A 23,499-nucleotide genomic window follows, 5' to 3' on the forward strand; every position below is an offset into this window, starting at 1 on the left:
GTTTCTGGGGACCGATACCAATTCCTAGCGGGGGCGGGGCTGACGTGCTGGAGCTGACGGGGAGCGGGGCGGAGCCCCTGGAGGAGGGGGATCCGCGCCGGATCGGCACGATCGCGCTCGCGGGCCGGCTCGGGGCCGGCGGCATGGGGCGCGTGTACCTCGGGGTCCAGGACGGCCGGTACGTCGCCGTCAAGCAGCTGCTGGCGTCCGTGGTCGGCGAGGACGCGGACTTCCTGCGCCGTTTCGGGCACGAGCTGGACAACCTCGCCCGGCTGCCCGCGGAGGCCACCGCCCCGCTGCTCGCCAGCGACCGCGCGGCGAGGCCGCCGTGGTTCGCCACCGCGTACATCCCCGGGCTCACCCTGCGCGAGGCCATCGCGCTGCACGGCGGACCGCTGCCCGCGGACGCGCTGTGGCTGCTGCTGCGGGAGGCGGCGGCGGGCCTGGCCGCGGTGCACGCACTCGACATGGTGCACCGGGACCTCAAGCCGTCGAACGTGATGCTGACCCTGGACGGTCTCACCCTCATCGACTTCGGCGTCGCCCGCGCCGCCGAACAGAGCCAGCTGACCCGGACCGGCATGGTGGTGGGCACGCCCGCCTACATGGCGCCCGAACAGGCCACGGGAAAACGGCGGTTGAGCGGCGCCACCGACGTCTTCGCGCTGGGCTCGGTCCTGGCGTACGCGGCCTGCGGCCAGCCGCCCTTCGGCGACGAGTCCGGGCACGGCGTGCTGTACCGCATCGTCCACGAAGCGCCGGACCTGGAGCCGTTGCGGGAGCTGGAACCGGAGCTCGCCGACATCGTCGAGTCCTGCCTCGACAAGGACCCCGAGGGCCGGCCCACCGCCGCCGAACTCCTCGGACTCGCCTCCCGCAAGGTCCCGTCCGGCACCCCCCTGTGGCCCGGGGCCGTCACCGAGCGGCTGACCGAGCGCGCCGCCTTCGCCGCGAACGTCCAGGACATCGACGTACCGACGGTCCCGCTGACGAGCGGAGAGCCGGAGCCGGCGAAGGAGCCGGCGAAGGAGCCCGCGCCGGGACCGGCGGCGGTACCCGGGAAGGGCCCGGCGAAGACCACCGGGCCGGATCCCGCGGCCGCGACCGGCCCGGAAGGCGAACAGCCCGGACGTCCCGGGAAGCAGAAGCCAGAGCGGCCCGAACGGCGCCGCCGGACCCGCGTCCTGTTCGCCGTCGTGCCCGTCGTCGTGGTCGCGGGCGGTACGACCCTCGCCCTCCAGCACCTGCCGTACACGGTCCCGGCGCGGACCGACGCCCGGGGAACGCCGGGCAGTTCCGTCTCGGCACCCGCCGCCCCGACCGCTCCGGCGGCGGGCGGCAGCCCGTCGGGCGCCGTGTCGGCCGCGCCGTCCCCGGGCCAGGAGCAGGTCGCGGGGGACGGCAAGGACCAGGGCCAGGGCGGGACGGCCGGACCCCCGGCCGCGGGCGCCGGGGGCACCGGAACCGCCGCCGGGCCCGGCCCCGGCACCGGGAGCGGCAACGGCGGCACCCAGACCGGCTCCGGCGGCCCCGGAAGCCCCGCCGGCGCGGGCGGCACGGGCAGCAGCCCGCGCCCCTCCGGCGGCGGGACGACCACGGCTCCCTCGGCGCCGCCGCCCCCCGATTCCGGCACCTACCGGTACCGCAACGGCAACAACGGCAAGTGCGTCACCCAGGTCTACGGCTCCTCGGACCACGGCGACTGCGCGGACTCGACCGCCAGGTGGACCGTGCAGAGCAGGTCCGACGGCAGTTTCAAGCTCGTCAACAAGCAGACCGGCGGGTGCCTGTACGCCAACATGCTCGGTCAGGCCGTCTTCGTGGGCGACTGCGCGGGCGGCAGCGTGCTGTGGCGTACGGGGTCGGACGGCAGCCTGCGCAACACCTACAACGGCGGCTGCCTCGACCTGGGCATGAGCGCCGGCCTGGTGACCAACACCTGCGGCGGTCAGGCCTCCCAGCGCTGGACGAGGCAGACCTGACCCGGACGGCGGACGGCCCCCGTCGCACGGGAGCCGTCCGCCGTCCGTCGGCTCGCTACGGCGCCATCTCGTAGGCCCCGGCCAGGGCCTCGACCCGCGCCCAGACCCGCGCGGAGCGGTCGGCGTCGACGACCGGGCGCCGGACCGCGCCGAGCGCCCAGGTCTGCTGGTCGGCGGTGGCGGAGTCCTTGCCGTGCAGCTCGACCGCGTGCGCGGAGAAGTCCCGTACGAGGACGCCGAACAGCTCGTCGAGCACGTCCTCGTCCAACTCGGACAGGCGGGCCTGCTCCAGGATCAGCTGGCCGTGGACGACCAGCGCGAACAGCTGGCCCACGGCGAGGAGGAGATCGAGGTCGCGGCTCTGCTCCTCGTCGGGGGCGGCGGTGGTGACGAACGCGCACAGGGCGTCCGCCTGCTCGCGGAAGCGGGCGACGTTGGGCACGGCGGCGTACGCGTCGTAGGCGGTGCGCCAGTCGTGGAAGCGTACGGAACCCAGACCGCGGGCCGGGCCCTGGCGGAAGAGGAACCCGTCGTCGGCCGCGTCCAGGCGGGTCGGTACGGGGGCGTACTCGGCCGGCTCCAGCAGGTGGTTGCGCATGAACTTGAGGATCAGGGCGAGGTTGACGTGGACCGTGCCCTCCAGCTTGGGCAGACCGCGGATCTCGACGGCCGCCTGGGCGAAGTAGGTGTCCTTCTCGAAGCCCTTGGCCGCGATGACGTCCCACATCAGGTCGATGACCTTCTCGCCCTCGGTGGTCACCTTCATCTTGGTCATCGGGTTGAACAGCAGGTAGCGGCGGTCGTCGGGGCCCGCGGAGCGGAAGTAGTCGACGGCGCGGTCGCTGAAGAGCTTCATCCCGACGAGGCGGACGTACGCGTCGGTGAGCTCGCGGCGCACGTGCGGGAAGGCCGTGACGGGGCGCCCGTAGAGGATGCGGCCCTGCGCATGGGTGACGGCCTCGTACATCGCGTGCTCGCAGATGCCGATCGAAGCGGTGCAGAGGTTGAACTTGCCGACGTTGACGGTGTTGAGCGCGGCGTCGAATGCGGCGCGGCCGGTGTGCAGGACGTCCTCGGCCCGGACCGGGTAGTCCTCGAGGCGGAACTCGCTCACGTACTTCGAGGAGTCCACCACGTTCTGGACGACGTGGTAGGCGGGGTGGCGGCTGTCGGCGGCGAAGAAGACGTAGCCGTCGGGGCCCTCGACGTCGGTACGGCGGCCGAAGACGGAGACCAGACCGGCGGCGTTGCCGTTGCCGATGTAGTACTTGGAGCCGCCGGCCCGGAAACCGCCGTCGCCGTCCGGCTCCAGCAGCATGTCGGTGGAGTAGATGTCGGCGCCGTGGGTCTTCTCGGACAGGCCGAAGGCGAACACCTCGCCCTCTTCGAGGAGCCGCGCGGCGCGGCTGCGGGCGGCGTCGTTGTCACTCTGCCAGACGGGGCCGAGGCCGAGGATCGTGACCTGCCAGGCGTACCAGTAGTCCAGGCCGTAGAAGCCGAAGATCTCGTTGAGGGCGGCGATCCGCGCGGTGTCCCACCGCTTGTCCGGCTCCTGCCCGCCGGCGGCGGGGGCCGGGGTGAGGAAGGTCGCGAAGAGCCCCTCCTTCGCCGAGAAGGCGAGGAAGTCCCCCAGCCAGGCACGGGAGCGGTAGTCCTCGATCAGCCTGCGCTTGCCGCGGTCCTCGAACCAGTCGACGGTGGCGCGCAGCAGCCTGCGGGTCTCGGGGTCGAAGTGCGCGGGGTCGTAGGTGCGCGGGTTGAACAGCAGCGGGTCGCTCATGGGAGGTCCGTCTTTCGGGTCGGGAGGATGCGGTGGTGAGGTGCGGTGGTGAGGTACGGGGTGACGTGCGGGGGGGGGAGGGGTCAGCGCTCGGCGAGCCGGCGGAGCGTCGCGAGCACGTCCTCGAGCCATGCGAGGGTCATGCGCTCGTAGGCGATGCCGCCGCGCAGCACGACGTGCTGGAGTTCCCGTCCGGTGTCGCCCGGCGCGGGGGCGTCCGGGCCGGTGAAATCGCGCAGCTCCCCCGCGAGGTAGCGGGTGAGGCGGTCGGTGTGCGCGCCGTGGTGCCGCTCGACCTCGCGGATCAGCGCGGCCGGGTCGTCGAAGGCCGCGCCGCGGATCTTGACGGCCAGCTCGTGCCGGACGCTGTCGGGCTGGATCGGCTCGTGGAGCCAGGCGGACAGGGCGGCCCGGCCGGCCGCGGCCACCGAGTACTCCTTCTTGTCCGGCCTGGCCTCCTGCGGCACGTGGCGGACGTCGATCCAGCCGTCGCCCTCCATGCGCCCCAGCACGCGGTAGATCTGCTGGTGGGTGGCGGTCCAGAAGTACCCGATGGACCGCTCGAACCGCCGGGCCAGCTCGTAGCCGGAGCCCGGCTGCTCCAGCAGGGAGACGAGGATCGCGTGCTCGAGTGCCATGCCTCCGATCTTTCTATGCAACTCGTTGCATAGACAAGCGCCACCGGCCGGGTGAGACGCGGCTCACCCGGCCCTCACTGCGCTTCCGGCGGCTTCCCCTCGGCGGCGGACACCTCGACGAACTCGGCCTGGCCCTTGGCGGTGAGCCGCAGGATCGGGACCGCCTTGTTGCGGGGGTTGCCGTTGTTCTGGAAGGAGATGAATCCGCTGGCCCCGGCCACCTGCTGGCTGCCGTCCATCTGGTGGAACATCCGGGCGACGGCGTCGCCGACGACCTGGCCCTGCCAGCGGGCGGCCATCTGGATGCCGTGGGCCGCGGTGAGGACGGCGTCGTGGCCCATCAGGGCCCCGCCGTCGTGGCGGGGGTCGTGGGGGAACCACTGGTCGAGCAGCCCGCCCGGCTGGAAGTTCTTCGCCGACGGGGCGGACACCGACTGCGGCGACGTGCGGTGCATGTCGGGGTGGGAGAGGCCGGTGTAGAGGACCTCGACCCCCGTCTCGGCGGCGTGGGCGAGCTGCTCGGCGGTCAGGTTGGTCGTGTCGTCCCCGGCGAAGACGGTGAACTTCTGGTCGGTGCAGCTGCGGTTGGACAGCGCGTCGAGGAAGTGGGTGAGGTGGCGGCCCCGGCCCGCGAAGTAGACGAGCTGCGGGCGCTGCAGGCACAGCTGTCCGGGCATGTAGCGCAGCTCGTTCTGCCAGGCGCTGCCCACGGAGGAGTCGTAGGTCATGCGCTCGGCTACCAGCTTGTGCTTGTCTCCGTCGTGGAAGGCCTGGGTGAAGGCGGTGCCGAGGGTGGAGGCGTACAGGTTTCCCTGGGCCACGTCCTGGATGACGACGGCCGTGGCGGTGCCCCGCCGCTTCAGGAATCCGGCGGCCGCGTACGCCTCGTCCTCGTTGGTGGGGGCGACGCGGACGAAGCCGTTGATGCCCTGGATGTTGGTGGCGGTCAGGGTCGCGCCGACCATGGCGATGCCGTGCTCGGACAGACGCCGTATGGCCGCGAGGTTCTCGTCCGTGCTGGGGCCGAGGCCGGCCACCGCGACCAGCCGGTCGGGGGAGTCCTTGCGGGCGATCAGCTGGTCGACGGTGTGCCGCCAGTGCGCGGACCTGCTGCCCGGGTTAGCGATCAGCAGCCGGATCTTGGGCGTGGCGGAGAGGTCGCCGCGGTTGTGCCGGTACTGGGCGAGGTAGGCGCCCTGGAGTTCGTGGCGGACGCCTTCCGCGGAGTTGCTGTCCTCGGCGGTCGCGGTGAAGTTGGTCAGGTACGCGACGCTGACGTAGGGCTCGTTGTCCGCGTCGGCCAGGACGCGGGCGTTCTCTTCGAGGATCTTCTTGCGGACCTCGTCCAGGTGCGGGGCGAACGCGTAGGCGCCGTCGGTGACCCCCACGCACTCGTCGTCCGGGCCCTGTTCGACCACTCCGTCGGCGCATCTGGACTGCCGCTCCTGGATCCAGCCGGCGCCCAGCCAGACGGCCGCCACCAGCCCGACGGCGACGGCGGTGGCCAGAGCGACCCGGCGCACGACGTGCAGCGGCCATTCGAGTCTGGCCACGGGCTCAGCCCTCCCCGCCGGCGGTCTGGGGATCGCGCCAGTGCCGGTGCCGCTCAGCCTCGTTGAACAGGGCCACGATGTCGTTCCTCCGCAGTTGTGACAGCTGGGTGTAGCCGTCGGCGATCATGTCGTTGAGCCGCATGGCGGGGTCGGCGAGCGGATCGCTCCACACCCAGCGGGTGGTCACGAGCGTGTGGATCACGGACTCGATGTCCACCACGCGCTCGGGGCGGCGCGGGCGCAGTCCGGCGAGGAGTTCCAGCGGGCCGTACTCCGTCGGGAGGCGGTTGGGGGCGGCGGTGATCGCGTTGAACTCGGAGATCCACTGTACGGCCGGCACCTCCGTGAAGCGCCGTGTCAGATGGGCGGTGACCTCGTCCGTCCGGCCGGCGGAGAGCTGGTGGTACATCTCCTGCACGGGCCTTCCCTCACCGCGGTAGAACTCCGCCAGGAGTTCGTGCGCGGTGTCCCACGCGTCCGGGCGGCGGGCCAGCCGCCACAGCAGCAGCCTGCGCAGCCACGGGTGGAGGACGGGGACGACGGCGAGCGGCCCGGTCAGCAGCCAGCGGGAGCGGATCTCGCCGAACAGGGCGTCGCCGGGGCTGAGCAGCCGGGTGCCGACGGAGAAGTCCCGGGCGGCGGCGCACTCGGCGAGGGTCGCGCGTTCGGAGTCGTCGAAGTCGCGCAGGAGGTGGCTGAGGGCGGTGTCCGCGAGGGTGGCGGTCTGTTCACCGCTGCGCAGCGGCCGGTCGGGCAGGGTGCGCAGCCAGCGGTCCTGCTGGGGGCCGGAGTCCGGGGGCGGCCCGGACTGGCGCAGTACGTCGAGCACCTGGTGGACGGCGCGCGGCAGGCCGCCGGTGAGCCGGTGGACGAACGGGGTGAGGCGGGTCAGCGGGGCGAGATCGCTGTGTCCGCCGAGCTGGAGCTCTATGCGGATGCGCACCTCGTCCAGGTTGAGGTCCCGCAGGCGTAACGGATACCACCAGGTGTCCTCGCTGTCCCTGGTCGGCCGGTGGGCGTTCCAGTCGGAGAGGGAGGCCCGGTCGGGGCCGCGCAGCTGCCAGGGCCATGAGTCCCCGGTGGCCGCGCCCCAACGGGGCAGCCAGCGGTTGGAGCTGGCGACGACGGTCAGCGGGTCGCTGGTGTGGCCGGCCACGACCGTCTCGTCGTGCCGGGCGCGCAGCAGCAGGTCGAGGAAGCGGCGTCCGTACGCGGTGTGGGAGTTGTCGAGGAGCAGCAGGTAGGAGCGGGGCATGAAGTTGCGGGCGGTGTTGCGTCTGAGGTCTTCCAGGAACGCCGAGAAGAGGACGAGATCCAGGCGCTCCTGCTCGTTCTCGTCTCCCTCGTGGCGCCACAGGTTGAGTTCGACGAGGGCCTCCATGGGGTCCCCGCTGCGGGTCATGGGGTGGCGTCCGTACCACTGGGCGCCCGAGGTGAGCCGACTGCCGACCCGGCCGCCGAGCAGGCTCGGCATGCTGCGGCGGCCGCGCCGCAGCGCGTCCTGGAAGAGGGCGAGGGCCGCGGTGGAGGCGCCTTCGGGCATGCCGACCGCGCCCATGCCCACCTCGAAGAAGGCGGCGAGGTAGTCGCCGTGCCGGGCCTCGTTCTCCTGCTGGAACTGGTCGAGCTGCCGTTGCACGGCGCGCCGGCCCTCGGCGAGGCTGCGCATCCTCAACTCCTGGTCGGACGCGAGCAGTCCGAGGCTGAGCAGCGGGAAGTGGGAGCGGCCGTAGCGGGGCAGCTTGCGCTCCAGCTGGCGGGCGAGCAGCCCGAGGGCGTAGCGCGGCAGGAGGGACTGCGCCCCGCCGAAGTTGACGAAGGCGAAGGGGTATTGGGGCCCGAAGTACTCCATGAGGGCGCTGTGGGCCTCGCTGGCGCCGCTGCCGGGCGGGCCGAGCAGCATGGTGAGGGGCCGTTCGGCTGCGGGAGTCTCCTTCAGGCAGGCGTCGACCAGCGAGAGGATGCCGCTGCGGCCGCGCAGGCCCATGCCCGTACCCGGCTCCATCACGTGTGTGCCCCCCAGGGTGCCGCTTTCGAGGACACGAGAGTGCCATCGGAGACCGGGTGGCTGCCATAGCCCGCGCCACCCGGATCCGCCCGGTACGCCGTACGCGCGACTCTCGCGGCGGGCGGCGGCGCGGGAGCATGTCGGCGGCGCCCGCACCGGGTGCGGGCGCCGCCGGGAAAGCCGGTTCGGGTGGTCAGCCGCGGACGATGTTCTCCGCCTGCGGGCCCTTCTGGCCCTGCGTGACGTCGAACGACACCGTCTCGCCCTCGATCAGCTCGCGGTACCCGTTGCCGGAGATGTTGGAGTAATGGGCGAAAACATCCGGTCCGCCTCCGTCCTGGGCGATGAAGCCGAAGCCCTTCTCGGAGTTGAACCACTTCACGGTGCCGCTGGCCATACTCATCCCTCTGCTCAATTCAGCGGGCGGCCCGGGTCCGGGCCCCCCGCGGCGCCCGCTCCCGGGTGCCTGAGCCACTTCTCCCCCGCTGTCCCCACGCCTACACCTGCGAATTGCGACCGGATAACCGGATGAACGCCGACGGTGGTGCGGGCCTCATGCGCCGCGCCCTCCACCGGCCGTTTTCCCGCTCCCGGGGCCCTCGTGACCGGCGGGCGGCGGGGTTGCCGCCGGATCCAGGATCCGGTTGAGGAAGTTCCGGGTCCGCTCGTGCTGCGGACGGGTGATCACCTGGGAGGCGGGTCCCTGCTCGACGATCACTCCGCCGTCCATGAACACCACGCGGTCCGCCACCTCGCGGGCGAAGGTCATCTCGTGGGTGACGACCATCATCGTCATGCCCTCGCCGGCCAGCACCCGCATCACCGACAGCACCTCGCCGACCAGTTCCGGGTCGAGCGCCGAGGTCGGCTCGTCGAAGAGCATCACCTCCGGACCCATCGACAGGGCCCGGGCGATCGCCACCCGCTGCTGCTGGCCTCCGGAGAGCTGCGCCGGAAAGGCGTCCGCCTTGTCGGAGAGGCCGACGCGTTCGAGGTTCTCGCGGGCGACGGCGGCGGCCCGGGCCTTGTCCGTGCCGAGCACCCGGCGCTGGGGCAGCGTGAGGTTCGCGGTGACGCTCACGTGCGGGAAGAGGTTGAACTGCTGGAAGACCATGCCGATGCGGCGGCGCACGGCGTCGATGTCGACGTCGAGGTCGGTGACCTCGGTGCCGCCGACGAAGACCTGGCCCCGCTCGGGCTCCTCCAGGAGGTTCACGCAGCGCAGGAGCGTGGACTTGCCGGAGCCGGACGGTCCGATGACGCACACCACCTCGCCGCGGGCGATGTCCAGGTCGATGCCGCGCAGGACGTGGTTGTCGCCGAAGGACTTGTGCAGGCCCCGGATCTCGATCTCCGGGCGGTCCGTGGTCATCGTGGGCACCGTTCCCGTCGTGGGTCTCATCTCGTCCATCCCGTCCTCACGCGGCCTTGTCCGCGCGGGCCTCGAGGCGTCGCACGACGATGCTCAGCGGTACGGTCACCAGGAGGTAGCACAGGCCGGCCACCAGGATCGGGGTGGAGTTGGCGGTCTCGCTCGCGAGGTCGCGGCCGAATTTCGTCAGTTCCCGCTCCTCCAGTGTCACGCCGAGGAACAGCACCAGGGAAGAGTCCTTGAACAGCAGGACCAGCTCGTTGGTGAGCGGCGGGATGACGATGCGGAACGCCTGCGGGATGATGATCGTCACCATGGCGCGGGCGTGCGAGAAGCCCAGCGAGCGGGCCGCCTCCATCTGCCCCTTGGGCACCGCCTGGATGCCGGCCCGGATCGTCTCGGCCATGTAGGCGGCGGCGACCAGGCCGAGGCCGAGGGCGACCTTCCCGTAGGTGCCGCCGGGGATCTCGGTGCCGGGGAAGGCCAGCGGCACCGCCACGCCCACGAAGATGAAGATCAGCAGGGCGGGCAGGCCCCGGAAGAGTTCGATGTACACGCTGGCGACCCACCGGTAGGGGGTCACCGAGGACAGCCTCATCATGGCGATGACGAGGCCGAGGACCAGGCCGAAGACGAACCCGGACAGCGTGTACACCACCGTGTTGCGCAGGGCGGTGGTGATGATGTTGGGGAAGAGCCGGACGGCGAGGTCCGTCTGCGCGAACTGGTTCTGCAGGCGGTCCCAGTCGGCCAGCACGGCGATCACGACCACCGCGCCGACGAAGATCGCGTACTGGACGCCCTGCCAGACCCGGCGCCGCTGGCGCCGGGTCAGGCGAGAGGTCACGACGCGGCCTGGGGCAGCGGGCCGATCCACTGCTCGTAGATCTTCTTGTAGGTGCCGTCGGCCTTGGCGTCCGTGATCGCCTTGTCGATGGCGGCGAGCAGGGCGGTGTTGCCCTTCTTCACGGAGAAGCCGTACTGCTCACCGGTCTCGATGTTCTGGCCGAGTACGAACTCGTCGGCGTTCGCCTTGTCCTTGAGCCAGCCCTGCACGACGGGGTAGTCGATGACGACGGCGTCGACCTGGCCCGTGCGCAGTCCGTTGAGGACGGCGTCCGAGCTCTCGAAGGCGACCGGGTTGAGGCCCTGGGCCTTGGCGTAGCTCTCGCCGGTGGTCTCGGCCTGCGCGCCCAGCTTCTTCCCCTTGGCCTTGACGTCGGCGAGCGAGGTGACGCCGCTCTTCTTCGTCGCGAGGAGCGCCTGGGTGGCGTCGAAGTAGGGGACGGAGAAGTCGACGTTCTTCTTGCGCTCGTCGGTGATCGTCATACCGGCGGCCGCGAGGTCGCACTGGCCGGAGTTGAGGAAGGCGCCGGTCTTGAAGTTCTCGAACGGGGTGTCGAGGATCTTCTGTTCGACCTGGAGGTTCTTCGCGACCAGGTCGATCAGCGCGACGTCGAAGCCCACGACCTTGCCGCTCTGCTCGAACTGGAAGGGCGGGTAGGGCAGATGGGTGCAGGTGGTCAGCTTGCCCTTCGCGACGATCGGCACGCCCCCGGCCGCCTCCGCCGGACCGCTGTCGCCGGAGGAACAGCCCGCCACGAGGAACGTCCCCGCGGCGACGGCGGCGCAGGCCGCCGAGCGGACGCGGTGGCTGCTGCGGTGAGTGCGGTGTCCTTGGGCCGTCCGGAACACGGTTGACCTCCACGGGTGCGGGGCGGGCGACGGTCGCGGGACGGGACCGCCGGTCGCGATCGTAAGCCCACCGCGGCGCGCCGCGACGGACCATTCGAGCGAGTGTCCATCCGGCGTCTTCTCACGTCCGTCCCCTCCGGCGAGGACGATGGGAGGGAAACGTCACGACGAGGAGGACGCAGATGAAACCACGCCACTTACGGACGTTGCTGGTGACCGGCGCGGTGGTGCTCGTGTCACTCGGCTCCACCACACCGGCCCAGGCCCTGCCCGCCTGCCCCGCGAACGCGATCTGCCTGTGGAGGCACCAGGACGGAAACGGGGAGCGCTTCGTCTGGCGCGGAGGGTACGTGGACCTGCCCGCACGGTTCGTGGACCACGTGGGGTCGTTCCGGGCTAACCGGAGCGGGGCGTTCATCGACTGGGCGAGCGGGAAGGACTGCCGTTCGGTCCGGGCCGGTGACTACGCCGGCAACTACAGCGGCCGGTTCGGGTCGAAGATCGACGCGGTGGGCGACAACTGCTGACACCGCTCCGGGCGGTGCGCCGGCACGGCCGGCGCCGCCGCCCGCTCCCGCTGGAAGGACGGCGGGGCGGGCGGCGGGCGGGCCGTCAGCGGGCCGGAGCTCTGGACGCCCGGAGATCGGCCAGGTTCGCCACGGAGTCCCCGGTCCAGGGGTGATCCGGCCCGAGGATGCGGCTGCGCCGCTCCACGACCGCCTCCATGTGCGCGACCGCCTCGGGGAACTCGCCGACGGCCCCGAGGGTCAGCGCGAGGAGGGACCGGGAGGCCAGGGTGATCTGGTAGTCCGGCCCGTAGCGCCGCTCCGCCGCCTCGAACGCCCGGCGGGCGCGGGGCAGCGCCTCGGCGGCCCGGCCCGCGTAGAACAGGGCGTTCGCGTAGTTGAGCTCCGCCCCCATGGTGATCGTGTGGTCCGGTCCCATGGTGTCCGCGCACGCGCGGACCAAGGCCGGCGCGCCCTCGAGCTCCCGGGCCAGCTCCGGGCCGCGGAGCAGCTCCAGAATGATGTAGCGGGCCCTCAGGGTCACCGGGTGCAGCGGGCCCAGGACCTCGATCCGGCCGTCGACGGCCCGCCGCATCAGGGCCGCGCCCTCGGCCTCCCGGCCGTCCGTCCACAGGACGAGCGCCAGGACCACGCAGCTTTCGAGGGTGTCCGGGGCTTTCGGGCCGAACAGGCGCTCGCAGTCGGTGAGGGTCCGCCGCGCCAGCGTCTCCGCTTCCTCGTAGCGGCCGAGCCTGCGCAGGGTCCGCGCCACCCGCTGGCGCAGCCGCACGACCAGCCGGTGGTCGTCGCCCAGCCGTGCCCGAGCGAGGTCCACGGCCTGTTGCCCCACCGCGAGCGCGGAGGCGGAGTCCCCCGACCGGTGGAGGTTGACGGCGAGCCGCAGCGCGCACTCCGCGGCCGACTCCACGACCGGCAGGTCCACGCCCCCGCCCGCCGACACCCGCCGCAGCAGCGCCAGTACGTGCGGGGCCAGCGGCCGGAAGGGAGCCGCCTCGATGCCGCGCTCGGGTGTCTCGGGGAGCATCCTGAGCAGCAGCTCGGCGGCCTTGGCTGCGAGTTGTCCGCGCTGTGCGGCCGGGGTGCCGCGGGCCACGCTGTCGAGGAGGACCCCGTGGGTCCGCAGGCTGCGCGCAGGGCCCGGGACGAGTTCGGTCAGGGAATGGTCCAGCAGGCCGCGCAGCGCCGGCTCGACCCGCCCGGCCGGGAGGTCCGTCCCCAGGTCGAGGCCGGCCAGCAGGGAGAGCGGGAGCGGATCGCTCGCCCAGCACGCCAGCAGCCGCAGCAGGGTCTGGGCTTCGGGCAGGCCCTGGCGGGCGACGGCGTCGAGGGAGAGCTCCCAGGTGCTGCTGACCAGGTGGCGCGAGTCGGCGGCGAGGCCCACGGCTCCCTGGTCGATCAGGTCGATGTCCAGCCGCTGCCCGTACTCGGTCAGCGTCCAGGGGCTGATCACCTGGTGCGCGAGGAAGGTGCCGGCGAGGGTGAGCGCGAGCGGCAGCCGCCCCAGCCGGTCGGCTATCTCCTCCGCCTCCTCGGCCGTCCCGGCGTCGGGGGCGAGGTCGCGCAGCACCTGGGCGGCGTCCGCGCGCGGCAGCACTCCCACCTGGAGCAGCCGCGCTCCGGGCCACCAACGGCCGGCGGACTGGCGGCTCGTGACCAGTACGGTGCCGCGCGGACTGCTCCGCAGCCAGCCGCCGTCCCGGAGCACGGAGGGGTCGTCGGCGTTGTCGATGACCAGCAGCCAGGGCCGGTCGGAGCCGTCCAGGCGGTCCCAGACCAGGTCCGCCGCGGCACGCAGCCCGCTGCGCGCGGCCGTCAGCTCCCCCTCCGTCGCGCCGCGGTCGGCGGCGACGGCCAGCATGCCGGAGCGCAGGGAGGTGGTGTCGGAGCCGTTCACCCACAGGCCGACGCGGCCCCCGTCGGCGGTCGCGTGCGCGAAGAGCGCGCAGGCGACGGCGGTCTTGCCGCAGCCGCCGAGTCCGTGGAGGACGTGGACCTGGCCGCCCGTGCCCGGGGCGACGGCGGCCCGGAGCGTGTCCATGAGCTCGACGCGGTCGCGCAGAACGAGCGGAGTGCGGCCCAGTGCGGGGCTGCGCACCGTGTCCGGGCCGGCCCAGGAAGGACCGTGGTGGTGGTGCTCGACGATGTGCTGGTCGCCGGAGGCCTGGTAGACGCGGCCCTGCCCGCTGGCCCGGCCGTCGGTGCGGCCGTTCACTGCGGACCCAGGTGCATGTCCCGGCCGGCCTGGTAGACCCGGCTGTTCCCCGAGGCGGTGGCGTGCTGGGTGACCGCGGGCTCGGCGGGCGGCCGCGCCTGCGGATCGACGAGCAGGGCGCGCAGTTCGTCGGCCGCTTCGGGGTGCGCGCTCAGCAGGCGCCGCAGCCGGCCCTGCCATTCCGCCGCCAGCTCGGCCTGGGTCTCCTTGTCCCCCTCGTCCCGCGCGTCCAGCAGGTCGTCGCGTGTCGCGTCGAGCTCGGCCTCCACCGCGTCGGCCCGCTCCGGAAGGACACGCCTCCACAACGCGACCACCCCCACGCTCGCGCTCTGCCAGGCCTCCGTGGCGAGTGCGGTGACCAAGGCCGTGCCCGCGCTCGCGGCCAGCGCGGTGATCTCCGGATCCATCAAACCCCCATCTCCACACGGTAATTGTCTCAGCATCACATACCGGGCGGGGGGTGGGAGCGAGGTGGGCGCAGCTCGCTCGGCAGGAGGAGGGCCGGGTGGGATCCGGGTCCTGGCCGGGGGTGCGGGCAGGACCGGGGGCCTCGGGCCGGCGGGCGATGTGGCGTGCCGGGCCCGCTTCCTAGTCTCGGGGCATCCACATGATCGACGCGCCCGGCAGGGTGCACGAGGAGGGGTTCCCCATGACCGATCGTTCCCGCAGGCCTTCGTCCGTCCGTGTTCTCCCGTCATCCGGATCACGGCGGGCGACCGCGGTGGTGGCGGTACTGGCGGCCGCCCTGGCCGTGGGCGGCACGCTCCCCGCGGCCGCGGCGCAGCGCCCCGGTTCCGGTGACGTGGTGCGGCAGGGCCTGGAGCGGCTGGTGCGCGAGGACCGCTACCCCGCCGCCCTGGCGGCCACCGTCGGCCGGGACGGGCGCGTCCGCACCTACACGGCCGGTGTCGCGGACCTGCGCACCGGGGCGAAGCTGCCGGCCGACGGAAAGGTCCGGGTGGGGAGCAACACGAAGGCGTTCACCGCCACCGTGGTGCTCCAGCTGGTCGGCGAGGGCAAGGTCGGCCTCGACGCGCCCATCGAGGAGTACCTGCCGGGCCTGGTCCGGGGCGAGGGCATCGACGGCGGCCGGATCACGGTGCGCCAGCTGCTCCAGCACACCAGCGGACTGCCCAACTACACGGACCACATGATGGACGAGTACGCCGGCGCGGCCTCGCGGCACACCTACTACCAGCCCCGCACCCTGCTCGACAGGGCGCTGGAGCACAAGGCCCTCTTCGCGCCCGGGACCGGCTGGGCGTACAGCAACACCAACTACGTCCTCGCCGGCCTGCTCATCGAGAAGGTCACCGGGCGACCGCTGGCCGAGCAGATAACCCACCGCGTCATCGACCGCGTCGGCCTGCGCCACACCTACTTCCCCGGCGTCGGCGAGGAGGACATCCGCGGAGCCCACCCCCGGGGCTACCACGCGACGCGGCCCGGGGGTCCCCTGGAGGACTTCACCCGGATCGACCCCTCCTGGGGCTGGGCCGCCGGCCAACTGGTCTCCACCCCGGGAGACCTGAACCGCTTCTTCTCCGCCCTGCTCGGCGGCCGGCTCCTGGGGGCCGCGGAGCTCGCCCAGATGCGCACCACCGTCGCGGTTCCCGAGGACAGCGGCATGGGGGCCGGCGTCCGGTTCGGGCTGGGGGTGACCAGTACGCCGCTGAGCTGCGGCGGCCTGGCGTGGGGCCACGGCGGCAGCATCCACGGCTATTCCACGCGCAACGCGGTCACCGATGACGGCCGCGCCGCCGCGGTGACCGTGACCGCCCTGGGGCCGCGCCCCACGGCGGACAGCCCCGACCGCGTCCAGGGCCTCGTGGACGCCGCCTTGTGCAGGTGACGGCCCCCTCAGGCCGCCGTCAGGAGGGTGCGCAGGGTGGTGCGGTGCCCTGCGGGCGTCGGGCGGCTCCGGCCGGACCCGAGCACGTCCCGAGCCGATGTCGAGCGGGGGCCCAGCGCCGGCCGGAAGCATCTCCCGGAGCTTGATCGTTTCGACGGAGGTGACAGTGGACATGCGACCCGGCAGGCGGCCTTCCGTCACGCGGCGCTGGGCGGGCGTGGTGTGGCGGAGCCTGGTCTCCTACGGCACCCTCCACCTGAAGGGGGAGATCACCCGCGCCGAGCGAGGGCCGGACCCCGTCCGGCTCGACTGCCCGCCACCGGGTCACCCCGAACGCCTGCGCCCGGACGTCCCCTTCAGCCCGGTCGAACGCGCCCTGCTCCGCGACCTCCGGTCCCGCGGCCCCGTCCGCTGACACCCGGCGCCCTCGCGGCGCGCTCCGGGGTCCTGCCCGGCGGAGGTGTCGGCGCAGGTCACGGGGCGCGACTCAGTTCCCCGGCGGGGGCACGGCCCTGACGGCCGGGCCCCCGCGCCGCCGGTGCCGGACGCCGCGGGCACGCCCTGGTCGACACGGCACGCCCTACGGGCGCCGGGGCCGCAGGGGCGCGCCCTCGCTGCCGGTCGAGGCGCAGTCGTGGTCGGGGTGGAGGCCGAGCATGTCGAGGAGGACCTCCAGCTCTTCGGCGTTCGCGGCGTGGGCGGCCGCCGTGCGGCGGGCCGCCCGGCGCTCGGCGAGACCGGCCGGAGCCGATACGGCCAGGACGTCAATGGCGTACGGATCGTTCATGCACCGATCCGACCACTTCCCCTCACCCGTGGCAGCTCCATGTGCTCCACCTGCCGAGACGTGCCTGTCAGGAGCAGCCCGGGACCGTTCCGGCACAGTTCGTGGGAAGGTTCCTGACGATCTCGCTCCCCCGGAGGGTCACGACCGCGCCGAGCGTGTTGTTGCTGCCGCCGCCCACCCCGGCGGCACGGTTGCCCATGACGGTCGTCCGGTGGAGGGTCAGCCGTGCGGTGTCGGCCCCCGCCGCCTGCTCGTTGTTCAGGCCCCCGCCGTCGCGGCCCGCGGAGTTGCGCTCGACCCTGCTCTCCCGCAGCCTCGCGGTCCCCTCGTTGTGGACGGCGCCGCCGTCGTTGCCCGCCTTGTTGCCGACGAAGGACGTGTCCTGCGCCTCCAGCGTCGCGTCCTCGCCGTTGCGGGCGCCACCGCCGTCGAAACCGCCCCAGTTCTCGACGATCCTGCTCTGCTTGACCGTCGCGGTGCCGAGGTTGTCGATGCCTCCGCCGTTGCCGTCGCGGGCCTCGTTGTTCGCGATGTAGCCGCGGTCGACGGTCAGCGTGCCGAGGTTCCGGATGCCGCCCCCGTCCTCGTCGGCCGTGTTGCCGGCGACGGTGCTGCGCCTGATCGTGAGGGTGCCGGTCGCGTCGTTGCCGAGGCCGCCGCCGTAGCCGGGCTCGCCCGCCGACGAGGTGGCCACGTTGGTCAGGACCGTGCTGTCGACGAGCGTGACGTCGCCGCCCGCGTTGGCGATGCCCCCGCCGGTCCCGCCCGCCTGGTTGCCCACGACCTTGCTGTCCTCCAGCCGCAGGGTTCCCGCGTTGGCGATGCCCGCTCCGTCGCCCTCCGTGCGGCCACCGGTCACGCCGACCCCCTTCAGGACCAGCCGGCCGCCCTCGCCGACGGCGAGGATGCGGAAGTACGGCAGGCCGTCGCTCACCGAGCGGATCAGGGTCGAGTTGTTCCCGACGATCCCGACCCTCCCGGTGATGGCCGGCAGGGCCGTGCCCGAGTTCGCGAAGTCGTCCCGCAGGCGGTAGGCGCAGTCCTTGGCCAGAGCGATCGTGCCGCCTTCGGGATGGACGTTCGCCTGCCCGACGGCGGCCACGAGCCCGGCGGCGTCACCGCAGCCCACGCTGAGGTTCAGGGGGGCCTGCGCCGCCGTGGCGGGCACGGCCGCGGTGCACAGGCCGGCACCGGCCACGACCGCGGCTCCGGCGAGTACCAGTCGATTCCTCATGCGCTTCCCTCTCCTCGGTTCAGAGGCACCAGAGGTATCTCCGGATTCCCGCGGGCTTCCGCACCCGCTTTCGGACCCTCCGCAAATCCACGCGAACGGCCGTCAGCTGCGCACGCGCGCCCGACGGCCCGCCCGGCGGGACGTCCGGCGGGACGTCCGGCGGGACGTCCGGCGGGACGTCCGGCGGGACGTCCGCGTGGCCGCGGCGGCCGGTCGCGGGGCGGCCGCGGAACGCCCCGGGCCGCGGTGCCGCCGAATGCAGCCGCCCGGCGCACTCCTTAGGGGGAATCCGGCGGGGAGGGGCGGGCTCCCGGGGCGATGGCTGCCGAAGCAAGGATGCGGACCCCGTCCGGGGCCCCGCGCAGCCTGCTGCGCTTGCCGTCCGTACAAGGAGATTTCACATGTCGCGTGTCCTGAAGAGTGCCGGCTTGGCCCTCGCCGTCGGCTTCGCGCTTCTCGGTGGCGCCTCGGTCGCCTCCGCCGACGCCGAAGCCTCGGGTATTGCGGTCGGCTCCCCCGGTGTCCTGTCCGGCAACCTGATCCAGGTTCCCGTCCACATCCCGGTCAACGTGTGCGGCAACTCCGTCAACATCATCGGGGCGCTCAACCCGGCCGCCGGCAACACCTGCGTCAACGTCTGACACGCCTTGCCCCCGGTGGTGCCGTGTTGGGGCACGGCACCCCCCCGCCGGGCGGGGGGGCGTGTAGGACATCGCGGTCAGCCGGCGGCGTGCGGGCCCGCCAGGGTCAAGGAGCCGCCGACGCAGCGGCCGTCCCGGGGGAATCACTGATCCGTACACCTACGTGCATTGCGTGCACGGGGTCTTGTGCGGCTCGGCCGGACGCTGCTATTCCATTCCATTAGGAAAGTTTCCTTACGATCGCCGGATCGTCAACGGGATGGAGACACCTTGCGACCCCCACGTGTTCGGCTGCGTTCCCTGGCCGGAGCCGGAACCCTCATCAGCGCCCTGCTCGTCACCGCCCTCACCACCGCACCCGGCGCCTCGGGCGCGGTGGCCGCCCCCGTCACCCACGAGGCGGAGAGAGCCGCCATATCCCGGGGCGCGGCCGAATCCAACCACGCAGGCTTCACCGGCAGCGGCTTCGTCAACTACGACAACGCCAACGGCAGTTACGTCGAGTGGACGGTGAACGCCGCCCAGGCCGGCACCGCCACGCTGGGCCTGCGCTACGCCAACGGCACCACCGCCAACCGACCGATGACCATCACGGTCAACGGCACCGCCGTCGCGTCGAACAAGGCGTTCAACGGCACCGGAGCCTGGACCTCCTGGTCCACCACCAGCCTGAGCGCCGCCCTCAAGGCCGGCGCCAACACCGTCCGGGCCACCGCCACCACCGCGGCCGGCGGCCCCAACGTCGACCACCTCACGGTCGACGCCGGCACCACCCCGCCGGGGCCCGGCACCACCCCGGTCGGCATCAACGGCCAGCTCACCGTCTGCGGCACCAAGCTGTGCAACCAGTACGGCAAGCCCGTCCAGCTGCGCGGCATGAGCACCCACGGCACGCAGTGGTACGCGCAGTGCCTCACCGGCGGTTCGCTCGACGCCCTCGCGAAGGACTGGAACGCCGACGTCCTGCGCGTGTCCACGTACGTCCAGGAGGACGGCTACGAGTCCGACCCGCAGAAGTTCACCGACCTCGCCCACTCGCTCATCGAGCAGGCCACGGCCCGCGGCATGTACGTGATCGTCGACTGGCACATGCTCGACCCGGGCGACCCGCACTACAACCTGGCCCGCGCCAAGACCTTCTTCAGCGCGATCGCCGCTCGCCACAAGGGCAAGAACAACATCTTCTACGAGATCGCCAACGAGCCGAGCGGCGTGAGCTGGTCCCGGATCAAGAGCTACGCGGAGCAGATCATCCCGGTGATCCGGAACATCGACGCCGACGCTCCGGTCCTCGTCGGCACCCGCGCCTGGTCCTCCTTCGGCGTCTCCGAGGGCGCCGACGAGACCGAGGTCGTCGGCAACCAGGTCAACGCCTCCAACATCATGTACACCTTCCACTTCTACGCGTACTCGCACCGCGAGGAGTACCTCGACACCCTCTCCCGCGCCGCCGACCGGATCCCCGTGTTCGTCACCGAGTTCGGCACGCAGAACTACGCGGGCGAGGGCGCCGACGACTTCGCCATGACGCAGAAGTACCTCGACCTGATGGCCGCCAAGAAGATCAGCTGGACCAACTGGAACTTCTCCGACGACAACCGCAGCGGCGCCGTCTTCAAGCCGGGCACCTGCGCCTCCAACGGCCCGTGGACCGGCACCGGTTCGCTCAAGCCGGCGGGCGTCTGGATCCGCGACCGCATCCGCAGCGCGGACGCCTTCCCCACCGGCTGACGCCCCCGGCAGCCCCCTGAGTCCCATGGGCCCCGCCCGGCGCGTGTTGCCGGGCGGGGTCGGGTGCGATGTGTGAACCTGGGCTCATGGCGGCGCGGCGCGGGCCGCGCCGGCCCCGCCGCTCGGCCCCGCCAGGAGGACGTCCCGTGCCCGACGAGGAACCGCGCACCGAGCTGGACGAACGCTACAGCGACGAGCAGGCGACCGCGGTGCCGTGGTCGCAGGCCGTCACCCGGCTGGCGGAGGCGGAGCTCTACTGGCTGACGACCGTACGTCCGGACGCGCGGCCGCACGTCACCCCGCTGATCGGCGTCTGGGCGGACGGCGCGCTGCACTTCTGCACCGGCCCGGAGGAACGCAAGGCCAAGAACCTCCGGAGGAACGCGCACGTCGTCCTCACCACCGGGACCAACACCCTCCACGAGGGCTTCGACCTGGTGGTCGAGGGCGAGGCGGCCCGCGTGACCGACCCGGTCCGGCTGCGGGCCCTGGCCGCCGCCTGGGAGGCGAAGTACGGCGCCGAATGGCACTTCGACGTGGGGGACGGCGTGTTCGTCAGTCCGGAGGCGGGCGAGGCCCTGGTCTTCGAGGTGGCCCCGCGCACCGCGTTCGGCTTCGGCAAGGGCGGCTACAGTCAGACGCGCTGGCTCTTCGCCTGACGCGCGCCGCCGCCCGAGCGGGACCAGCGGGTCCAGCAGGAAGAGCAGGTACGGCACCGGCATCACCCTGCGTAGTCCACGCGGCGATGCGGTTCCGGCGCCCGGACCGCATGATGAGACGGCGGGCGGTCTGCCGTCCCCACCTGCCAGAACGGACCGGCCGAAGGGAACGAGATGCATGCGGAGCGGTACGAACTGGTTTTTCCCGACGGTGCGGAAGAGGGCCGGGACGTGGTCGTCGTCAGCCGTACGGACCGCACCGGCCCCGGCGGGCACCCCGTCTACTGCGACGTGACCGGGATCGTGCAGGCCGAGATCAGCGACCAGGCCGAGGTCCGCATGCTTCCGTCGAGCGGCCAGCAGGCGCCCGCCCACGGGGTCCAGGCACGGCCGATGCCCGAGTGACGCGGGTCCCCGGTAGGCTCGGCGGATGGCCAAGTACTTCGATGTGCACCCCGAGAATCCCCAGCCGCGCACGATCGGCAGCGTGGCGGACAGCATCCGGTCCGGCGCGCTCGTCGCGTACCCCACGGACTCGTGCTTCGCGCTGGGCTGCCAGCTGGGCAACCGCGAGGGCATGGCCCGGATCCGGTCGATCCGGAACCTCGACGAGCGGCACCACTTCACCCTCGTCTGCCAGAACTTCGCGCAGCTCGGCCAGTTCGTCCACATCGACAACGACGTGTTCCGCGCGATCAAGGCGTCGACTCCGGGCCCGTACACCTTCATCCTCCGCGCGACGAACGAGGTACCGCGCCAGCTGATGCACCCGAAGAAGAAGACGGTCGGGGTCCGGATCCCCGACCACGCGGTCACCCAGGCGCTGCTCGCCGAACTCGGTGAGCCCCTGCTCTCGAGCACCCTGCTGCTGCCCGACGAGGACGAGCCCATGACACAGGGGTGGGAGATCAAGGAACGGCTCGAGCACCTGGTGGACGCCGTCCTCGACTCCGGTGACTGCGGGACCAGGCCCACCACCGTCATCGACTACTCCAGCGGCGAGGCCGAGGTCGTCCGCGCCGGGGCGGGCGACACCGACCGCTTCGAGTAGCCAGGGCCGGCCGGGCGGTCCGGAATCCACCGTGCGGTCGTACCCGGGGGCGGCGCCGGTCCCGAAGGGGCGGCGCCGGTCCTCAGCCCTCGTAGTTGGTCAGGACGCAGCCCTCGACCTGGGACTTCTCCAGCCGGTAGCCCGCCGGGGCGCTGAAACCGGGTCGGCATTCCAGCGTGAGGAACTGGAGCTGGTAGAGGCCGTGCCGGATCGAGGCGCTGTTGGTCTCCACGGCGATGTTCTCGCCGACCAGCAGCCGGCTGGCGGTGGCCTTGAGGCGGCCGTCGCCCTTCAGGTCGGCCTGCTGGGCGGCCTTCGCCTTGGTCTGCAGCAGTTTCATGTCGCGGACGACGTCGAGCCAGTTCAGGTCGTGGGCCCGCCGGTCCCCCGCCGCGTTCCCGCAGATCGCGCGCTCCTTGATCCCCCACGCCAGCTGGTCCCCGGACACGACCGGCACGTAGTCGATGGACTCGACGGCGACGGCGTCGGGGGCGGTGGACATGTTCGTGCAGTCGACGGTGTGCGGGTGGACGAGCTCCTTCAGCGCGCCGAGGTTCTCGGCCCGGGGCAGGCCGAGGCTGCCCTGCGCCGGCTGCCCCGGCTTGGCCGGAGCCCCGCCGGCGGCCGGATCCTCCTGCGGCGTTTCGAAGTTCGGGCTGCCGCTGCCGTCGTTGCTCCCCACGAAGTCGCTGAGCACGCATCCCTCGACCAGCGCCGCCTCCTTCTCGTACCCCTCGGGCACGGCGAAGGTCGGGTTGCAGGTGAGGACGCGCAGCTCGGATGCGGCGAGGGCCAGGGCCGTTTTGGTCTCGGTCGGCGTGACGGCGAAGTTCTCGCCCACGAACACCCGGCTGTTCAGGCCGTACGTCCCGCTGCCTGCGGCGATCTTGTCCATGACGCGCTGCTTGTAGCCGGCCTGGAACTCCTTCATGTCCGAGGCCATGTAGAAGATGATCTCGCCGCGTTCGGTGCGGTCGGTGCACACGCCGCGCTCGGACACCGACCACTTGCCGACCGTCGTGAGGTCGGTCAGCGGCAGCCTGCTGTCGCCGGGCTCCGTGCCCATCTCCTCGCACGACGCGTACCGCTGGACGTACTTCTGCGCCTCGGCCAGCGAGGAGGGCGCCGGCGCCGACGGGCCTGCGACGCCCGGCGGCACGGTCGCCGACCGGCTCGGCCGGGCGTCCTCGCAAGCCGTGAGAGTGGTGAGGGAGGTGAGGAGTACGGCTGCGGTGAGGGTCCGCTTGATGCGCATGGGGTGCTTTCGTCGGGCTGGGCTCGCGAGGGTACGCGTGGCGTGCACATGCTAGGCAACAACACCACTGGCGATCAAAGCCGTTCGCCGCTCAGCGACGCAGCGTCGCGGCCGCTCCCACGATGACGGTACCGAGCGAGCAGGTGAGCATGGCGGCTCGCAGCCTGCTCGCGTTCCCGCTGGTGAGGACGGCCTGCACCCGGCCCAGGAGCCCTTCCTCGCCGTCCTCGCGGTCCTGCGCGTCGTCCCCGTCGCCCCCGTCGCCGGGTTCGTCGCCGTCCCGGCCGGATGCCTCGTCGCGTGCCGGCGCCCCCGGGGCATCGGGCGCGGGCCTCCGGTGCGGGAGCACGCAGTGGACGCAGGCGGCGCGGCCTTCGTCGGTGGCGTCGAGCCAGTACGCGCCGTCGAGCACCGCGTACCTCTCTGGGGTGGTGGCTTCCATGTCTCTGCAACTGCCGCACGAGCGGGTCGGGTACGAGCCGGGCGGCGGTCGCAACCGAATCGGTATCAGCGGGTTCGCGC

The 23,499-nt window shown here is 72.5% G+C and carries 23 protein-coding genes; 9 read left to right on the forward strand and 14 right to left on the reverse strand.

Going from position 1 to position 23,499, the window contains the following annotated elements:
* Positions 1-44: 44 nt before the first annotated feature.
* Positions 45-1,982, forward strand: coding sequence for a protein kinase domain-containing protein (locus tag BGK67_RS04790; protein WP_069918720.1), 1,938 nt, complete (start codon positions 45-47; stop codon positions 1,980-1,982).
* Between the two features lie 55 nt (positions 1,983-2,037).
* Here the strand turns inward: BGK67_RS04790 and BGK67_RS04795 are convergent, their stop codons facing one another.
* The 8 genes from BGK67_RS04795 to BGK67_RS04830 all read right to left on the reverse strand — a co-directional run bounded on the left by BGK67_RS04795 (position 2,038) and on the right by BGK67_RS04830 (position 11,028).
* Positions 2,038-3,762, reverse strand: coding sequence for an acyl-CoA dehydrogenase family protein (locus tag BGK67_RS04795; protein ID WP_069918721.1), 1,725 nt, complete (start codon positions 3,760-3,762; stop codon positions 2,038-2,040).
* An 83-nt stretch (positions 3,763-3,845) separates the two neighbouring features.
* A complete protein-coding gene (locus BGK67_RS04800) occupies positions 3,846-4,400 on the reverse strand; it encodes a PadR family transcriptional regulator (protein ID WP_069918722.1) in 555 nt (184 codons plus the stop codon).
* A 74-nt stretch (positions 4,401-4,474) separates the two neighbouring features.
* On the reverse strand, positions 4,475-5,953 hold the full coding sequence (locus tag BGK67_RS04805) for a type 1 periplasmic-binding domain-containing protein (protein WP_069918723.1): 1,479 nt from the start codon (positions 5,951-5,953) through the stop codon (positions 4,475-4,477).
* 4 nt (positions 5,954-5,957) lie between these two features.
* The gene (locus tag BGK67_RS04810) at positions 5,958-7,958 is read right to left on the reverse strand and encodes a hypothetical protein (protein ID WP_069918724.1); all 2,001 of its coding nucleotides are present in this window, start codon (positions 7,956-7,958) and stop codon (positions 5,958-5,960) included.
* A gap of 196 nt (positions 7,959-8,154) precedes the next feature.
* Complete coding sequence (locus BGK67_RS04815) at positions 8,155-8,358, reverse strand: cold-shock protein (protein ID WP_069918725.1); 204 nt, start codon at positions 8,356-8,358, stop codon at positions 8,155-8,157.
* A gap of 156 nt (positions 8,359-8,514) precedes the next feature.
* Positions 8,515-9,333: an amino acid ABC transporter ATP-binding protein gene (locus tag BGK67_RS04820; RefSeq protein WP_107488768.1), complete on the reverse strand. Its 819-nt coding sequence runs from the start codon at positions 9,331-9,333 to the stop codon at positions 8,515-8,517.
* 46 nt (positions 9,334-9,379) lie between these two features.
* Entirely contained in the window at positions 9,380-10,180 is an 801-nt protein-coding gene (locus tag BGK67_RS04825; RefSeq protein WP_069918727.1) for an amino acid ABC transporter permease, read from the reverse strand.
* Entirely contained in the window at positions 10,177-11,028 is an 852-nt protein-coding gene (locus BGK67_RS04830) for an ABC transporter substrate-binding protein (RefSeq protein WP_069918728.1), read from the reverse strand. Before BGK67_RS04830 ends, BGK67_RS04825 begins: the two co-directional genes overlap by 4 nt.
* A 182-nt stretch (positions 11,029-11,210) precedes the next feature.
* Between BGK67_RS04830 and BGK67_RS04835 the strand changes: the two genes are divergently transcribed.
* The gene (locus BGK67_RS04835; protein ID WP_069918729.1) at positions 11,211-11,555 is read left to right on the forward strand and encodes a peptidase inhibitor family I36 protein; all 345 of its coding nucleotides are present in this window, start codon (positions 11,211-11,213) and stop codon (positions 11,553-11,555) included.
* An 85-nt stretch (positions 11,556-11,640) separates the two neighbouring features.
* Here BGK67_RS04835 and BGK67_RS04840 read toward each other — a convergent pair whose 3' ends face one another.
* Positions 11,641-13,767 (reverse strand): tetratricopeptide repeat protein, encoded by a 2,127-nt coding sequence (locus tag BGK67_RS04840; RefSeq protein WP_069918730.1) that lies wholly within the window; start codon positions 13,765-13,767, stop codon positions 11,641-11,643.
* Positions 13,764-14,174, reverse strand: coding sequence for a hypothetical protein (locus tag BGK67_RS04845; RefSeq protein WP_069918731.1), 411 nt, complete (start codon positions 14,172-14,174; stop codon positions 13,764-13,766). The genes BGK67_RS04840 and BGK67_RS04845 overlap by 4 nt, the downstream gene beginning before the upstream one ends.
* Before the next feature lie 242 nt (positions 14,175-14,416).
* Between BGK67_RS04845 and BGK67_RS04850 the strand changes: the two genes are divergently transcribed.
* Positions 14,417-15,619, forward strand: a complete 1,203-nt coding sequence (locus BGK67_RS04850; protein ID WP_079154018.1) for a serine hydrolase domain-containing protein — start codon at positions 14,417-14,419, stop codon at positions 15,617-15,619.
* 172 nt (positions 15,620-15,791) lie between these two features.
* A complete protein-coding gene (locus BGK67_RS04855) occupies positions 15,792-16,034 on the forward strand; it encodes a DUF6059 family protein (RefSeq protein WP_141754007.1) in 243 nt (80 codons plus the stop codon).
* Positions 16,035-16,199: 165 nt separating this feature from the next.
* On the opposite strand, the gene BGK67_RS04860 is transcribed toward BGK67_RS04855, so the two are convergent.
* Together BGK67_RS04860 and BGK67_RS04865 are read right to left on the reverse strand one after the other, a co-directional pair.
* Complete coding sequence (locus BGK67_RS04860) at positions 16,200-16,406, reverse strand: hypothetical protein (RefSeq protein ID WP_069918733.1); 207 nt, start codon at positions 16,404-16,406, stop codon at positions 16,200-16,202.
* Between the two features lie 67 nt (positions 16,407-16,473).
* Entirely contained in the window at positions 16,474-17,640 is a 1,167-nt protein-coding gene (locus BGK67_RS04865) for a hypothetical protein (protein ID WP_069918734.1), read from the reverse strand.
* Between the two features lie 401 nt (positions 17,641-18,041).
* Here BGK67_RS04865 and BGK67_RS04870 point away from each other — a divergent pair, with 401 nt between their 5' ends.
* From BGK67_RS04870 to BGK67_RS04890, 5 genes are all read left to right on the forward strand, one after another.
* Entirely contained in the window at positions 18,042-18,281 is a 240-nt protein-coding gene (locus BGK67_RS04870) for a chaplin (protein WP_069918735.1), read from the forward strand.
* 375 nt (positions 18,282-18,656) lie between these two features.
* Positions 18,657-20,012 carry a cellulase family glycosylhydrolase gene (locus tag BGK67_RS04875; protein WP_347878450.1) on the forward strand — a complete coding sequence of 452 codons (1,356 nt, stop codon included), beginning with the start codon at positions 18,657-18,659 and terminating at the stop codon, positions 20,010-20,012.
* A gap of 146 nt (positions 20,013-20,158) precedes the next feature.
* On the forward strand, positions 20,159-20,671 hold the full coding sequence (locus BGK67_RS04880; RefSeq protein WP_069918737.1) for a pyridoxamine 5'-phosphate oxidase family protein: 513 nt from the start codon (positions 20,159-20,161) through the stop codon (positions 20,669-20,671).
* 174 nt (positions 20,672-20,845) lie between these two features.
* Positions 20,846-21,076 (forward strand): DUF6296 family protein, encoded by a 231-nt coding sequence (locus BGK67_RS04885; RefSeq protein ID WP_069918738.1) that lies wholly within the window; start codon positions 20,846-20,848, stop codon positions 21,074-21,076.
* Positions 21,077-21,101: 25 nt separating this feature from the next.
* Positions 21,102-21,722, forward strand: a complete 621-nt coding sequence (locus BGK67_RS04890; RefSeq protein ID WP_069918739.1) for an L-threonylcarbamoyladenylate synthase — start codon at positions 21,102-21,104, stop codon at positions 21,720-21,722.
* Between the two features lie 82 nt (positions 21,723-21,804).
* On the opposite strand, the gene BGK67_RS04895 is transcribed toward BGK67_RS04890, so the two are convergent.
* A complete protein-coding gene (locus BGK67_RS04895; protein ID WP_069918740.1) occupies positions 21,805-22,977 on the reverse strand; it encodes a hypothetical protein in 1,173 nt (390 codons plus the stop codon).
* A gap of 91 nt (positions 22,978-23,068) precedes the next feature.
* On the reverse strand, positions 23,069-23,419 hold the full coding sequence (locus BGK67_RS04900) for a hypothetical protein (RefSeq protein WP_141754010.1): 351 nt from the start codon (positions 23,417-23,419) through the stop codon (positions 23,069-23,071).
* Positions 23,420-23,499: the final 80 nt, after the last annotated feature.

Source organism: Streptomyces subrutilus (genome assembly GCF_001746425.1).
Classification (GTDB): Bacteria; Actinomycetota; Actinomycetes; order Streptomycetales; family Streptomycetaceae; genus Streptomyces; species Streptomyces subrutilus_A.